The 14,469-nt window shown below is 60.6% G+C and carries 14 protein-coding genes; 11 read left to right on the forward strand and 3 right to left on the reverse strand.

What is annotated here, in order from left to right; all coding sequences use genetic code 11:
- Positions 1-321: 321 nt before the first annotated feature.
- Positions 322-522, reverse strand: a complete 201-nt coding sequence (locus ACZRKZ_RS02215; RefSeq protein ID WP_029297082.1) for a hypothetical protein — start codon at positions 520-522, stop codon at positions 322-324.
- Between the two features lie 663 nt (positions 523-1,185).
- Between ACZRKZ_RS02215 and pcaR the strand changes: the two genes are divergently transcribed.
- From pcaR to pcaC, 11 genes are all read left to right on the forward strand, one after another.
- Positions 1,186-2,028 (forward strand): pca regulon transcriptional regulator PcaR, encoded by an 843-nt coding sequence (gene pcaR / locus ACZRKZ_RS02220; protein ID WP_463968273.1) that lies wholly within the window; start codon positions 1,186-1,188, stop codon positions 2,026-2,028.
- A gap of 177 nt (positions 2,029-2,205) precedes the next feature.
- Entirely contained in the window at positions 2,206-3,552 is a 1,347-nt protein-coding gene (pcaK, locus tag ACZRKZ_RS02225) for a 4-hydroxybenzoate transporter PcaK (RefSeq protein ID WP_463980581.1), read from the forward strand.
- Positions 3,553-3,700: 148 nt separating this feature from the next.
- Entirely contained in the window at positions 3,701-4,558 is an 858-nt protein-coding gene (locus ACZRKZ_RS02230; protein WP_463980582.1) for a CoA transferase subunit A, read from the forward strand.
- On the forward strand, positions 4,555-5,337 hold the full coding sequence (locus ACZRKZ_RS02235; RefSeq protein ID WP_463980583.1) for a CoA-transferase subunit beta: 783 nt from the start codon (positions 4,555-4,557) through the stop codon (positions 5,335-5,337). The genes ACZRKZ_RS02230 and ACZRKZ_RS02235 overlap by 4 nt, the downstream gene beginning before the upstream one ends.
- Complete coding sequence (pcaF, locus tag ACZRKZ_RS02240; protein ID WP_463980871.1) at positions 5,334-6,542, forward strand: 3-oxoadipyl-CoA thiolase; 1,209 nt, start codon at positions 5,334-5,336, stop codon at positions 6,540-6,542. Before ACZRKZ_RS02235 ends, pcaF begins: the two co-directional genes overlap by 4 nt.
- Before the next feature lie 19 nt (positions 6,543-6,561).
- Positions 6,562-7,266 carry a protocatechuate 3,4-dioxygenase subunit beta gene (gene pcaH / locus ACZRKZ_RS02245; RefSeq protein WP_463968277.1) on the forward strand — a complete coding sequence of 235 codons (705 nt, stop codon included), beginning with the start codon at positions 6,562-6,564 and terminating at the stop codon, positions 7,264-7,266.
- A gap of 1 nt (position 7,267) precedes the next feature.
- Positions 7,268-7,834: a protocatechuate 3,4-dioxygenase subunit alpha gene (pcaG, locus tag ACZRKZ_RS02250; RefSeq protein ID WP_463980584.1), complete on the forward strand. Its 567-nt coding sequence runs from the start codon at positions 7,268-7,270 to the stop codon at positions 7,832-7,834.
- 211 nt (positions 7,835-8,045) lie between these two features.
- Positions 8,046-9,341: an MFS family transporter gene (locus tag ACZRKZ_RS02255; protein WP_133099335.1), complete on the forward strand. Its 1,296-nt coding sequence runs from the start codon at positions 8,046-8,048 to the stop codon at positions 9,339-9,341.
- Positions 9,342-9,389: 48 nt separating this feature from the next.
- Positions 9,390-10,754 (forward strand): 3-carboxy-cis,cis-muconate cycloisomerase, encoded by a 1,365-nt coding sequence (locus ACZRKZ_RS02260; RefSeq protein ID WP_463980585.1) that lies wholly within the window; start codon positions 9,390-9,392, stop codon positions 10,752-10,754.
- A 10-nt stretch (positions 10,755-10,764) separates the two neighbouring features.
- Positions 10,765-11,556 carry a 3-oxoadipate enol-lactonase gene (gene pcaD / locus ACZRKZ_RS02265; RefSeq protein ID WP_463980586.1) on the forward strand — a complete coding sequence of 264 codons (792 nt, stop codon included), beginning with the start codon at positions 10,765-10,767 and terminating at the stop codon, positions 11,554-11,556.
- Positions 11,557-11,566: 10 nt separating this feature from the next.
- The gene (gene pcaC / locus ACZRKZ_RS02270) at positions 11,567-11,962 is read left to right on the forward strand and encodes a 4-carboxymuconolactone decarboxylase (RefSeq protein ID WP_463980587.1); all 396 of its coding nucleotides are present in this window, start codon (positions 11,567-11,569) and stop codon (positions 11,960-11,962) included.
- Positions 11,963-12,085: 123 nt separating this feature from the next.
- On the opposite strand, the gene ACZRKZ_RS02275 is transcribed toward pcaC, so the two are convergent.
- Both ACZRKZ_RS02275 and ACZRKZ_RS02280 read right to left on the reverse strand, forming a co-directional pair.
- Positions 12,086-12,985 (reverse strand): polysaccharide deacetylase family protein, encoded by a 900-nt coding sequence (locus ACZRKZ_RS02275; protein WP_463980588.1) that lies wholly within the window; start codon positions 12,983-12,985, stop codon positions 12,086-12,088.
- 85 nt (positions 12,986-13,070) lie between these two features.
- Complete coding sequence (locus ACZRKZ_RS02280) at positions 13,071-14,321, reverse strand: OprD family porin (protein ID WP_463980589.1); 1,251 nt, start codon at positions 14,319-14,321, stop codon at positions 13,071-13,073.
- Positions 14,322-14,469: the final 148 nt, after the last annotated feature.

The raw sequence follows: 14,469 nt of genomic DNA on the forward strand, positions 1-14,469 counted from the left end.
TTGGTAATCGATGCACTAGCTGCTCATCGGTAACATTCTTCAACGAAAAAGGTTGTGGGCAGGGCGCGCATCCCAGTCATTCCGGGGGTATGGCAAGTCACTGATTTATAAAGAGTAGGGCTGATGAGGTGGGGTGCGACAACGATGGTGGGGTGTCTGAAACAATCGTATGAAATTTCGGTAAGGCAGGCAGAAGGGGCGCCAGGATGGCTTTGCGCAGGTATGTGATTGGCGTCAGATGCACTGGCATGGACCGGGGAGCCCCCTGCCAACAGTGCGTTGGCAGGCGGAGGCAACCCTTGGCGACTCAGCACGAGCGGCTTAAGGCTCTTCGGCTTTGAGGTCCTTTTCAATCTTTTGAATTTCCTGGGCAAAAGCCTGATCGAGCAGACTTGCTCGTTTGCGCCATGGTTTGCGCTCAGGTTCTGGCTGGGCGGCGTAGGTGGTGACTTCCCCGCCGTAAACATCCTTGTAACGTTGTTCCTGGCGCTCAAGTTCCGCGCGCAGTTCGTCTTTCGTCACATTGATACCTTATTGAGTTGAGTTTAATTCCGGTGAAACGCGATGCGTGGAAGACGTCCATGGCATTACCTTCAAAGGGTACCGATAAAGCTGCTCGGTTTTTGAAGGTATACACAATAGATCACTTCTTTATTGCATGCGGCCACGGCACCGGAGAAGAACAGCTGCCGTAGCAACAGTTTTCTTTCAAGTCACAAGCAATTGGCAGGCATTTTAAATGGATGACAGGCACTTGCGACAAGGCACGGGCAAAGCATAGGGGAGGCTCAGCGAGATCTGAAATCGTTCTTGACGCTGGGCCGACCTCCTCACATAGCTCATTATAGCGATGCATTTGAATAACACTATCGCCAACAAGTTAAAAATCGTCAACTTGGCCTGCAGGTTTTTTCCCGAGAGTAGTGTCGAACTTTTGGCGTCACACTTGCTAAATATTCTACAAGTGCCAGTTGAGCTCAAAATATTGTTCGGCGTATAGCGGATTCAATGAGTCGATGCAGTGACCTTCATTCAAACGGGTGGACAGGGAGCATCACAAGCAGGCCGGGAAATTGCGATAATCGCATGCCTGTCCGATAATCGCCCAATGTTGCCGGCCTCGCCTTGTGTATCCGTTGCCAGACGGCTTGTAATAGCGGTTGAAAATAAGAGAAGGGACCAGAAATGAACGATCAATTGCGCAACTCCTTCGCATCAGTGGCGCCGCCGATCGTTGCGTCACCGGCCAAGCGTATCCAGGCGTTTACCGGTGATCCGGATTTCATGACCTCCCTGGCTCGCGGCTTGGCGGTGGTGCAGGCATTCCAGGAGCGCAAGCGCCACCTGACCATCGCGCAGATCAGCCATCGCACGGAAATTCCCCGCGCCGCCGTGCGCCGTTGCCTGCATACCCTGATCAAGCTCGGCTACGCCACCACCGACGGGCGTACCTATTCACTGCTGCCCAAGGTCCTGACCCTGGGCCATGCCTATTTGTCGTCCACACCCTTGGCGGTTTCTGCCCAGCCGTACCTGGACCGCATGAGCGAGCAACTCCACGAAGCCTGCAACATGGCCACCCTGGAAGGTGATGACATCCTTTATATCGCCCGCTCGGCCACCACCCAGCGCCTGATCTCCGTGGACCTTTCGGTGGGCGGGCGTCTTCCGGCCTATTGCACGTCCATGGGCCGGATACTGCTGGCGGCCCTCGACGATGTCTCGTTGCAGGACTATCTGGATCACGCCGACCTGCAAATCAAGACCAGTCGCACCCTGGCCACGCCCCAGGCGTTGCTCGAATGCCTGCAACAAGTGCGGCAACAGGGCTGGTGCATCGTCGACCAGGAGCTGGAGCAGGGCCTGCGCTCCATCGCCGTGCCGGTGTATGACGCCTCAGGCCAAGTGCTCGCTGCGCTCAACGTCAGCACCCATGCCGCACGGGTCAGCCGCAGTGAGCTGGAGCAACGTTTTCTGCCTAGCATGCTTAGCGCCAGCCAGGAGTTGAGTGCCCAGCTGTTTGCTTAAGCTGTTCGGTGACCGCACAGATCCCGGTTTGATGAATTGACGGTGTTTCCCCTGGCTCATTAATGTCGCGGCAGCGCAATTGACCGCAACGGCGCCTGCCGTCCAAGTCCCTGTGCCGCCCAATAATAATGACGAGATAACCCTCGTTCCCCCGCCCATAGGTGTGGAATAAAAATAATGAATCAGCCTTCGCCTTCTGTCGGGACTTGCCTGGATGTGCAGTCCTTCATCAACTCCCAGCCACTGTCGCGCTATCAGTGGCGTGTAGTGATCCTTTGTTTCCTGATTGTGTTTCTCGACGGCCTCGACACCGCGGCCATGGGTTTTATCGCCCCCGCGTTGTCCCAGGATTGGGGCATCGACCGTGCCAGCCTCGGCCCGGTGATGAGTGCCGCGTTGATCGGTATGGTGTTTGGCGCCCTGGGTTCTGGCCCCTTGGCCGACCGCTTTGGCCGCAAAGTGGTGTTGGTCGGCGCAGTGTTGGTGTTTGGCGCCTTTAGCCTGGCGTCGGCCTATAGCTCCAACGTTGATCAATTGCTGGTGCTGCGATTTCTTACCGGTCTTGGCCTGGGCGCTGGCATGCCAAATGCCACAACCTTGCTGTCCGAATACACCCCGGAGCGCCACAAGTCGCTGCTGGTGACCAGCATGTTCTGCGGTTTCAACCTGGGGATGGCCGGTGGCGGGTTTATCTCGGCCAAGCTGATCCCCGCGTTCGGCTGGCACAGTCTGCTGCTGATCGGTGGCATCTTGCCGTTGATTCTGGTGGTGGTGTTGCTGGTGTGGCTGCCGGAGTCGGCGCGTTACCTGGTGGTGCGCAATCGTGGCACCGACAAGGTGCGCAAGACCCTGGCGCCCATCGAACCGACCATTGTCGCCCAGGCCTCAAGCTTCAGCGTCCCCGAGCAGAAAACCGTCAAGGCACGCAACGTGTTTGCGGTGATTTTCTCAGGCACTTACAGCGCTGGCACCTTGCTGCTGTGGCTCACGTACTTCATGGGCCTGGTGATTGTGTACCTGCTGACCAGTTGGTTGCCCACACTGATGCGTGACAGCGGTGCCAGCATGGAGCAGGCCGCGTTTATCGGTGCCTTGTTCCAGTTTGGTGGTGTGCTCAGCGCTGTGGGCGTGGGTTGGGCGATGGATCGGTTCAATCCCCACAAGGTCATCGGTATCTTCTACCTGTTGGCCGGGGTGTTTGCCTACGCAGTCGGGCAGAGCCTGGGCAATATCACGGTGTTGGCGACGCTGGTGTTGATCGCCGGGATGTGTGTCAACGGTGCCCAGTCTGCCATGCCGTCCCTGGCCGCACGCTTCTACCCGACCCAAGGGCGCGCCACCGGTGTGTCGTGGATGCTGGGCATTGGTCGCTTCGGCGCGATTCTCGGTGCATGGATGGGCGCAACATTGCTTGGCCTGGGCTGGAACTTCGAACAAGTGCTGACAGCACTGGTGATCCCGGCTGCGCTGGCCGCGAGTGCGGTGGTGATCAAGGGCATGGTCAGCCATGCGGATGCGACCTGAGCGCAACCGATAGCTAGACAACAATCCGTTCGATAATCGAACACTCAGTCGATTATCGGATTGTTTGGCACATTTCCCCGGCTTAATCTTCAAGCACTTCGGCGCCGCCCTCAGCGCCTTTTTCGATCAACACCGGGAGCCCACCCCCATGGCTGAAATCCTCACCCTGCACGATGCGGTGAAGCAGTTCGTCAACGACGGCGATACCGTCGCGCTCGAAGGCTTTACCCACCTGATCCCTACGGCGGCAGGCCATGAAATCATTCGTCAGGGCAAGAAAGACCTGACGCTGGTACGAATGACGCCCGATTTGATCTACGACCAACTGATCGGTGCCGGCTGCGCGCGCAGGCTGATTTTCTCCTGGGGCGGCAATCCCGGTGTGGGTTCCCTGCATCGCCTGCGGGACGCGGTGGAGAAACAGTGGCCGCAGCCGTTGGAGATCGAAGAACACAGTCACGCCGACCTGGCCAATGCCTACGTCGCCGGAGCATCTGGCCTGCCGTTTGCGGTACTGCGAGCCTACGCAGGCTCTGACCTGCCCAAGGTCAACCCGCTGATCAAGACCGTGACCTGCCCGTTTACTGGTGAAGTGCTGGCGGCGGTGCCGGCGGTGCGCCCGGACATCACCGTGATCCACGCACAAAAGGCTGATCGCAAGGGCAACGTGCTGTTGTGGGGCATTCTCGGGGTGCAGAAAGAAGCGGCCCTGGCGGCCAAACGTTGCATTGTCACCGTCGAAGAAATCGTCGATGACCTCAATGCGCCGATGAACGCCTGTGTGCTGCCAACCTGGGCCCTGACTGCCGTTTGCCACGTACCCGGCGGCGCGCATCCGTCCTACGCCCTCGGTTACACCGAACGCGACAACCGTTTCTATCAAGCCTGGGACCCAATCGCCCGGGACCGTGGGACCTTTACCGCCTGGATTGACGAATACATTCACGGCACTGCCGATTTCAGCGAATTCCAGGCCAAGCTGGCCACCGCGCAGGAGGCCAAGTGATGGCTTACTCGACCAACGAAATGATGACCGTCGCCGCCGCCCGCCGCCTGAAGAACGGTTCGGTGTGCTTCGTCGGCATCGGCCTGCCCTCCAAGGCTGCCAACCTGGCTCGCCTGACCTCTTCGCCAGACGTGGTGCTGATCTACGAATCTGGCCCGATTGGCGCCAAGCCGTCGGTACTGCCACTGTCCATCGGTGACGGTGAGCTGGCGGAAACTGCCGACACCGTCGTGCCTACCGGTGAGATTTTTCGCTACTGGCTGCAGGGCGGGCGCATCGACGTCGGCTTTCTCGGTGCGGCCCAAGTCGATCGTTTCGGCAACATCAACACCACTGTGGTTGGTGATTATCACCAGCCCAAGGTTCGCCTTCCGGGTGCCGGCGGCGCGCCGGAGATTGCCGGTTCCGCCAAGAGCGTGCTGATCATCCTCAAGCAGTCGGCGCGTTCGTTTGTCGACAAACTGGACTTCATCACTTCGGTGGGCCACGGCGAGGGCGGCGATTCCCGTAAACGCCTCGGCCTGCCAGGCGCGGGTCCGGTCGGGATTATTACCGACCTGTGCATCATGGAGCCGGAGGAGGGCACTCACGAGTTTGTGGTCACCGCGCTGCACCCTGGCGTGACCCGCGAGCAAGTGGTCGCGGCCACGGGTTGGGCAATTCGCTTTGCTGAGCCGCTCAGTACCAGCGCTGAACCCACCGACATCGAACTGACCGCCCTGCGTGATCTTGAAGCCCGCACCGCCGTCGCCCATGGCCAAACCCCAGGAGAAGCCTGATGCGCGACGTATTTATCTGTGACGCCATTCGTACTCCCATCGGCCGTTTTGGCGGTGGCCTGTCCACCGTGCGTGCCGATGACCTGGCGGCGGTGCCGATCAAGGCGCTGATGGAACGCAACCCGTCCGTGGATTGGAACGCCGTCGACGAAGTATTTTTCGGCTGCGCGAACCAGGCCGGTGAAGACAACCGCAACGTGGCGCGCATGGCCTTGTTGCTGGCCGGCCTGCCGGAGAGCATTCCCGGCGTGACCCTCAATCGCCTGTGCGCTTCGGGCATGGACGCCATCGGCACCGCGTTTCGCGCCATTGCCAGTGGCGAGATGGAGCTGGCGATTGCCGGCGGCGTCGAGTCGATGTCCCGCGCACCGTTTGTGATGGGCAAGGCCGATGCGGCCTTCTCGCGCAACATGAAACTGGAAGACACCACCATTGGCTGGCGCTTTATCAACCCGTTGATGAAGGCTCAGTACGGCGTCGATGCGATGCCGCAGACCGCCGATAATGTCGCCGACGACTATAAGGTTTCTCGTGCCGACCAGGACGCCTTCGCCCTGCGCAGCCAGCAACGTACCGCAGCGGCTCAAACCGCTGGGTTCTTTGCTGAAGAAATCGTTCCGGTACACGTCGCCCATAAAAAAGGCGAAACCGTGGTCGAGCAGGACGAGCATCCACGGGCTGATACCACCCTGGAAGCCTTGACCAAACTAAAGCCGGTCAATGGCCCGGACAAAACGGTTACTGCCGGCAACGCGTCGGGCGTCAACGATGGCGCCGCCGCGCTGATCCTGGCTTCTGCCGAAGCGGTGAAAAAACACGGCTTGACCGCCCGCGCCCGCGTGCTGGGCATGGCCAGCGCCGGTGTTGCTCCTCGTGTGATGGGCATCGGCCCGGTGCCAGCGGTCCGCAAACTGGTGGAGCGCCTGGGTTTGGCTGTCAGCGACTTTGATGTGATTGAGCTCAACGAGGCCTTCGCCAGCCAAGGCCTGGCGGTGTTGCGTGAGCTGGGCCTGGCGGACGACGCGCCTCAGGTCAACCCCAACGGCGGCGCTATAGCGCTCGGCCATCCGCTGGGCATGAGCGGTGCGCGCCTGGTACTGACGGCGCTCCATCACCTGGAAAAAACCGGCGGCCACAAAGGCCTGGCGACCATGTGTGTCGGCGTCGGCCAAGGCCTGGCCCTGGCCATCGAACGCGTTGAATAACAATAAAGAGGATTGCTCCATGAGTGACAAGCCCGGTTACCGGCGCCCGCAAGCGGGTACTCAGCCTGATTACCTGCACCCGGCCTACCAGTCGACGAACCTGCGTTCGCCGTCCAAGCCGTTGGTGTTTCTGCCCCATTCCCTGTCGGAAATTACTGGCCCGACCATCGACGCCGAACTCGTTAACGAGAAAGACAACGACCTGACCGCCCAGCACGCCGGTGAACCCCAGGGCGAGCGCATCATCATTCACGGGCGAGTGCTCGATGAAAACGGCCTGCCGGTGCCGGGCATCCTCGTGGAAATCTGGCAGGCCAACGCGGCCGGCCGCTACAACCACGAACGCGACGTGCACGACGCGCCCCTGGACCCGAACTTCACCGGCACCGGTCGCACCGTCACCGACGCCGATGGCTGGTACCAGTTCCAGACCATCAAGCCCGGCGCCTACCCGTGGGGCAACCACCACAACGCCTGGCGCCCGGCGCACATTCACTTCTCGTTGTTTGGCCCCAGTGTGCTGACGCGCCTGGTGACCCAGATGTATTTCCCCGGCGACCCGTTGCTGGCCTACGACCCGATCTACAACTGCGTCCCGGACACGTCTGCCAAGGAACGCCTGATCGCCAGCTTTGACCTGGAAAAAACCATTCCTTCCTATGCCCTCGGTTACCGCTGGGACATCGTCCTGCGCGGCCGCGACGCCACGCCGATGGAGAAATGAGATGACCCTCAATGCGACCACGTCCCACACCGTTGGGCCCTATTACCACATCGGCCTGACCTGGCTGAACCGCGAAGACCTCGCCAATGCCCAAACCCTGGGCGAGCGCGTGGCGATCACCGGACGTGTGGTGGATGGCAACGGTGATGTCGTCAACGACGCCATGCTGGAAGTATGGCAAGCCAACGCCGCCGGAAAATATGACCACCCTGAAGATGAACAGGACAAGCCCCTGGACGCCAATTTCGAAGGGTTTGGCCGGGTGCCGGTAGATGCGCAAGGGCGCTTTCGGTTCAGCACCATCAAGCCGGGCAGCGTGCCGGGCTTGAAGGGTACGACACAGGCGCCGCATCTGGTGGTGTTGGTGTTTGCCCGTGGCTTGGTCAAGCACTTGCTGACGCGGATTTACTTTGATGGTGAGACGGCGAATGGCAACGATCCGTTGCTGGCCTGTGTGCCAGAAGAGCGGCGGGGCACCTTGATTGCCAAGGCTGATGCTCCGGGTGTGTATCAGTGGAATGTGATTTTGCAGGGCACAGACGAAGAGACGGTGTTCTTCGATTATTGAGTTCCTGTAGGAGCGAGCTTGCTCGCGAAGATCGTCAACGATAACGCGGGTTTTCTGGATAAACGCGGTGTCCTTGAGTTCTTCGCGAGCAAGCTCGCTCCTACAGGGATGAGGCCGGCCCAGGCAACCCATATCCCAGCGTCTGCTTGCGGAACGAGTTTGTTGCAAAGTATGTCTAGACTTCAAGCCGTTCCCAACGAGTGAAAAAAACATGACAACAACCACAAGTCACTACACCGGAGAAGAACGCCGCAAACGGATTTTTGCAATTGTCGGGGCTTCCTCCGGCAACCTGGTCGAATGGTTCGACTTCTACGTCTATGCCTTCTGCGCCATCTACTTCGCCCCGGCATTTTTTCCGTCGGACGACCCCACTGTGCAACTGCTCAACACCGCCGGTGTATTTGCCGCCGGCTTCCTGATGCGCCCGATCGGTGGCTGGCTATTCGGCCGGGTGGCCGACAAGCACGGGCGCAAGAACTCGATGATGATCTCGGTGCTGATGATGTGCGCCGGCTCCCTGGTCATCGCCTTTTTGCCAACCTATAAGGACATCGGCGCCTGGGCACCTGCCTTGCTGTTGGCGGCGCGATTGTTTCAGGGCCTGTCGGTGGGCGGCGAATACGGCACCACCGCGACCTACATGAGCGAAGTAGCCCTCAAGGGCCAGCGCGGTTTCTTCGCCTCGTTCCAGTACGTGACCCTGATCGGCGGGCAGTTGCTGGCGGTGTCGGTAGTGGTGATCCTGCAACAACTGCTTACCGAAGATGAACTGCGGGCCTGGGGCTGGCGGATACCGTTCGTGATCGGTGCCATCGCGGCGGTGATCTCGCTGTTGCTGCGCCGCTCCCTGAAAGAAACCAGCAGCAAGGAAATGCGGGAAAACAAGGACGCTGGCAGCATTGCCGCGCTGTTCCGTGACCACAAGGCGGCGTTTATCACCGTGCTCGGCTACACCGCCGGCGGCTCGCTGATTTTCTACACCTTCACCACGTACATGCAGAAGTACCTGGTGAATACCGCCGGCATGCACGCCAAGACCGCCAGCTACATCATGACCGGCGCATTGTTCCTCTATATGTGCATGCAGCCCTTGTTCGGCATGCTCTCGGACAAGATTGGCCGGCGTAATTCCATGCTGTGGTTCGGCGCCCTCGGTACGCTGTGCACGGTGCCGATCCTGATGACCCTGAAGACCGTTACCAATCCGTTCCTGGCCTTTGTGCTGATCACCCTGGCCCTGGCGATCGTCAGTTTCTACACCTCTATCAGTGGCCTGGTGAAAGCGGAAATGTTCCCGCCACAAGTGCGCGCCTTGGGTGTTGGCCTGGCTTACGCGGTGGCCAACGCGATCTTCGGCGGCTCGGCGGAATACGTCGCCTTGGGCCTGAAATCCATTGGCCTGGAAAATACCTTCTATTGGTACGTTACCGGCATGATGGCGGTGGCGTTTCTGTTCAGCTTGCGCCTGCCCAAACAGGCGGCGTACTTGCACCACGATCTGTAACCGGTTGGCGCGCGCCCGTTGCGGGCGTGCGCGACCTAGGGATGGTTTATGACGACGCGCACGAGCAATCAATTGTTCGACGCTTATTTCACGGCCGACAGCATGGCCGAGGTGTTCTGTGATCAGGGCCGGCTGCAGGGCATGCTCGACTTTGAAGCTGCGCTGGCCCGGGCCGAGGCCCAGGTCGGGTTGATCCCTCAAGCGGCGGTCGCACCCATTGCCCAGGCCTGCCTGGCATCTCTCTACGACACGGTGGCGCTGGGCGAGGCGATTGCCACGGCGGGTAACTCGGCGATTCCACTGGTCAAGGCCTTGGGCAAGCAGATTGCTCAAGACGACGGCGGTGCCGAGCGTTATGTGCACTTGGGCGCCACCAGTCAGGATGTGATGGACACCGGCCTGGTGCTGCAACTGCGCCGCGCCGTGGAACTGATCGAAAACGATTTGGCACGGTTGGGGGAAACCCTCGCCGTGCAGGCCCAGCGATATGCGGCCACACCGTTGGCGGGCCGCACCTGGTTGCAACACGCGACGCCCGTCACCCTAGGCATGAAAATCGCCGGCTGGCTTGGCGCGGTGACCCGCAGTCGACAACGACTGACGCAACTCAAACCGCGTTTGCTGGTGCTGCAATTTGGCGGCGCCTCTGGAACCCTTGCGGCGTTGGGTGACCAGGCCATGCCTGTAGCGTTGGCACTGGCCGTCGAGTTGCAGCTGACCTTGCCGGAGCAACCCTGGCACTCCCAGCGTGATCGCCTGGTGGAATTTGCCGCCGTGCTCGGTTTGATCGCCGGTAGCCTCGGCAAACTGGGCCGTGATATCAGCCTGCTGATGCAGACCGAGGCGGCGGAAGTATTCGAACCGTCGGCGCCGGGCAAGGGTGGCTCCTCTACTATGCCCCACAAGCGCAATCCGGTGGGTGCGGCCGTGCTTATCAGCGCCGCGACCCGCGTTCCCGGCCTGGTGGCGACGATGTTCAGCGCCATGCCCCAGGAGCACGAGCGCAGCCTGGGCCTGTGGCACGCCGAATGGGAAACCTTGCCTGAGATTTGCCGGTTGGTATCTGGCGCCTTGCATCAGGCCTTGCTAGTCAGCGAAGGCCTGGAAGTGGACGCCGAGCGCATGTCCCGTAACCTCGACCTGACCCAGGGGCTGGTGCTGGCCGAAGCGGTGAGCATCGTCCTTGCCCAGCGCCTGGGCCGCGAAACCGCCCATCATTTGTTGGAACAGTGCTGCAAACGTGCCGTCGCCCAGCGACGCCATCTGCGTGCGGTGCTGGCGGATGAGCCGCAAGTCACCACCGAATTATCGGCCGCTGAACTCGATCACCTACTGGACCCGGCGCACTACCTGGGCCAGGCACATACCTGGGTCGATCGCGCTGTGGCCGAACATGTTGCATTGACTGCTTGAGGAGGCTGCTGTGGGATTTGTACAACTCGCCGATGGCGAACTGAACTACCAACTCGATGGCCCCGACGATGCTCCGGTGCTGGTGCTGTCCAACTCCCTGGGCACTGACCTGCATATGTGGGATGCGCAGATACCGGCCTTTACCCAATATTTTCGAGTGCTGCGTTTCGATACCCGTGGGCACGGCAAATCCCTGGTCACCGAAGGGCCTTACAGCATCGAGCAACTGGGGCGAGACGTGTTGGCTCTGCTGGACTCACTGCACATTGACCGCGCGCATTTTTGCGGGCTGTCCATGGGCGGCCTGATCGGCCAGTGGTTGGGCATCAATGCCGGCCAGCGTTTGCGGCGGCTGGTGGTGTGCAATACAGCAGCGAAGATCGGCGAACCGGCAGTGTGGAACCCACGGATTGAAATGGTCCTGCGCGACGGTGCGGCAGCGATGGTTGCCTTGCGTGATGCGTCGATTGCCCGCTGGTTCACTGCCGATTTTGCCCAAGCCAACCCTTATCAGGCCAAGCTGATCACCGACATGCTGGCAGCGACATCACCGCAGGGTTATGCGGCCAATTGCGCTGCGGTGCGCGATGCCGATTTTCGAGAGCAGTTGTCGTCGATCAAGGTGCCGACCCTGGTAATCGCCGGGACTGAAGACGCCGTCACGCCACCGGCCGGTGGGCACTTTATCCAGGCTCATGTGCAGGGCGCCGAATACGCCGAATTCTATGCTGCGCACCTGTCCAATGTGCAGGCTGGCGCCGCGTTCAGCGACCGGGTGCTGGAATTTCTGTTAGCCCACTGAGGAGTTTTTTGTGGACGAGAAACAACGCTATGCCGACGGTCTGCAAGTGCGTCGCGAAGTGCTCGGCGACGCCCACGTCGACCGCAGTCTGGATGCCCTGACCGAGTTCAATTCGGAGTTCCAGGAAATGATTACCCGCCACGCCTGGGGTGATATCTGGACCCGTCCGGGTTTGCCTCGGCACACCCGAAGCCTGATCACTATCGCCATGCTGATCGGCATGAACCGCAGTGAGGAACTGAAACTGCACTTGCGTGCGGCAGCCAGCAATGGCGTGACCCGTGCCGAGATCAAGGAGGTGCTGATGCAGAGCGCGATCTACTGTGGGATTCCGGCGGCCAATGCGACCTTTCACCTGGCAGAGTCGGTGTGGGATGAGTTGGGTGTTGAGTCGCGGCAACTGTAGGAGCTGTCGAGCCCAGGCGAGGCTGCGATAGCGGTGGGTCAGGCACCCTCAATGTTGGCTGTGCTGACGCCATCGCAGCCTCGCCTGGGCTCGACAGCTCCTACGTTGGCTTGCTTGCTTAACTCAGAAGGAATCAGCGTTCCACAGCCAATTCCACACGCCTGGAAAATGCACCGCGTCGCTGGCATCACCCACTGTGCGAGCCATGGCGGCGCGTTGCAGTGTCGGGCGATCCGTGTAGAACGGCTCGGCAGCTGTCTTAAGGCCTGTGACTCGGGCGCTGTCCATCAGGATCTGCAGGTATTCCTGCAGATGCCGCGCGGTGTAGCGGTTGATGTCGTGAAAGGTCACCACCACCGGTATCACACCGTCCACTGTCGGCAACTGCCCCAGGGCGATCCGCTCGCGTACTTGCGACAGTTGCCGTAGCAGGTTGGCCCGCCGCTGCGGGCTGCCATTGAACCCCCAGATCTTGCCGTCATTGGCGCTCAGGTCCGTCAGCAGGATGTGCAAACCCTGTTTCTGATAGGCCGCGAAGGTGCGGCTGTCGTAGTTCCAGAAGGGCGGACGTACCAGCGATGGCGGTGCCCCAGTGATCGACTCAAGGGTTGCCGCGCCCAGGCTGAGGGACTGTTCCAGTTCTTCGGAGTCAAGGAGGCGGTGATTGGTGTGCCAGGCAGTGGCGGTGTGGAAACCCAGGATATGCCCGTCAGCGTGCTCGCGTTCCATGGTTTTACGACCACGCGCGCTGCCGCCGGACCGAGACGCCTCGGTCTGCAAAAAGAAGATCGCCTTGATCCCCGGTTGTACCGGGTTGCTGGCCAGGTCCGCGAGCACCGAACGGCTCGGGTTGTCGAAGCCCGAGGCGCTGGGGCCGTCATCGAAGGTCAGCAAAAAGCGGATCGGCGCCTGGGCACGCAGGTTGTGTTCAGTCTGCGGCGTCAGGGCAATGGGAGGGCCGATGCAGCCGCCCAGGCTCAATGCCAGGGCAAGTACGGCTGAGGCGATGGCAAGGGATTTCATGGTGTGGACCGTGCTCGAATGAAGGCCGCCGCTGATTTGGATCAGCCGCGGCAGGCGCGCACCATACAGCAAGGTTGTCGCGTGTTTACAGCAGACTTAGCGGATAGCTGACGATCAACCGGTTTTCATCAAATTCATTGTTGCTGTAGTCCCGACGCATGCTGGAATTGCGCCAGCGCACATTGAGGTTTTTCAACGTACCGCTCTGCACCGTGTAGGCCAGTTCGCTTTCCCGTCCCCATTCCTTGCCGTCGGTCACGGTGGCGGTGTGCACATTGCTGCCGCTGATGTAGCGGTTCATCACGGTCAGGCCTGGCACGCCAAGGGCGACGAAGTTGTAGTCGTGGCGCACCTGCCAGGATTTTTCCTGGGCGTTGTCGTAGCTGGCGTTGAAACTGTCGTTGGCCAGGGTGCCGCCGCTGGTGCCATTGACCCGCATCCAGGCGCTGTCGCCGGTAAGTTTTTGCAGGCCGACGTAGAAGGTGTTGCCGCCGTACTTGGCCGAGAACATCCCGGACCAGGTCTTGTTGTCCAGGTTGCCGGCACGGGCGCTGCCGTCTTCCTTGCCGTAGAAGAATCCGAGGTTGGCCCCCAGGGTCCAGCCGCCCAGGGGTTGGCTGTGGATCAGATTGAGGTACTGCTGGCTGTAGATATCCTTGAGTTGGGCATTCCACACGCCGACCTGCGTGCGTTTGTCGTTGAAGGCATATTCGCCGCCCTGGAAGCTGAACCGGTGGGAGGTGAAGGCGGTTTTTCCGAACATTGACATGTCGGTCATGCTGCTGTCGTCACGCGGGCTATTGGCGCGGAACTGGCCGCCGTAGAGGGTCAGGCCGTCGATTTCCTTGGAGGTGATCTGCCCTCCGCGCAGGGTTTGCGGCAGTGAGCGGCCGTCATCCGAGCGCAGGATCGGCAGCACCGGCATCCATTCGCCTACCTTCACCTCAGTCTTCGAGATGCGCGCCTTGAATGCTACGCCCAGGCGCCCGAAGTCATCGGCGGGCCGCCCATCGTGATCCAGTGGCAACAGTTGCGTGCCCCCGGTGCCACGTCCGCCATCGAGCTTCACCGAATACAAACCGAGCACGTCCACGCCAAAACCAACGGTGCCCTGGGTGAAGCCGGACTTGGCATCGAGGATGAAACTCTGGGTCCACTCCTGCGCACCGCCCTGGGCCTTGGTCGGGTTGGTGAAGTTACGGTTGAGGAAGAAATTACGCAGGTTGAGGTTGGCGCTGGCGTCTTCCAGAAAGCCGTGTTCTTCGGCCAGGGCCGGGAGGGCGAGGCTGGCGACGGCGGTGGCCAACAGTAGTTTGCGGGCGTGGAGGGTGCTCATGAAGTCGGGTCTCTCTAATTGTTAGGGATGAAACAAGGCAACGCCGCAACCTGGGGTCGCAGACAAAAAACGCGCTGGGAAAAGTCGGTGGAGCGATATCAGCCGGAGCGGACAGTCATGGTGGCCTACCTGTTGTTATTGGTTTTGC

It is taken from the genome of Pseudomonas sp. c313, from assembly GCF_055407145.1.

Coding starts and splice junctions, on each gene's coding strand:
- pcaH (WP_463968277.1), top strand. CDS start 6,562: ATGAGTGACAAGCCCGGTTACCGGCGCCCGCAAGCGGGTACTCAGCCT.
- ACZRKZ_RS02280 (WP_463980589.1), bottom strand. CDS start 14,321: ATGAGCACCCTCCACGCCCGCAAACTACTGTTGGCCACCGCCGTCGCC.
- pcaK (WP_463980581.1), top strand. CDS start 2,206: ATGAATCAGCCTTCGCCTTCTGTCGGGACTTGCCTGGATGTGCAGTCC.
- ACZRKZ_RS02275 (WP_463980588.1), bottom strand. CDS start 12,985: ATGAAATCCCTTGCCATCGCCTCAGCCGTACTTGCCCTGGCATTGAGC.
- ACZRKZ_RS02230 (WP_463980582.1), top strand. CDS start 3,701: ATGGCTGAAATCCTCACCCTGCACGATGCGGTGAAGCAGTTCGTCAAC.
- pcaG (WP_463980584.1), top strand. CDS start 7,268: ATGACCCTCAATGCGACCACGTCCCACACCGTTGGGCCCTATTACCAC.
- pcaR (WP_463968273.1), top strand. CDS start 1,186: ATGAACGATCAATTGCGCAACTCCTTCGCATCAGTGGCGCCGCCGATC.
- ACZRKZ_RS02255 (WP_133099335.1), top strand. CDS start 8,046: ATGACAACAACCACAAGTCACTACACCGGAGAAGAACGCCGCAAACGG.
- ACZRKZ_RS02260 (WP_463980585.1), top strand. CDS start 9,390: ATGACGACGCGCACGAGCAATCAATTGTTCGACGCTTATTTCACGGCC.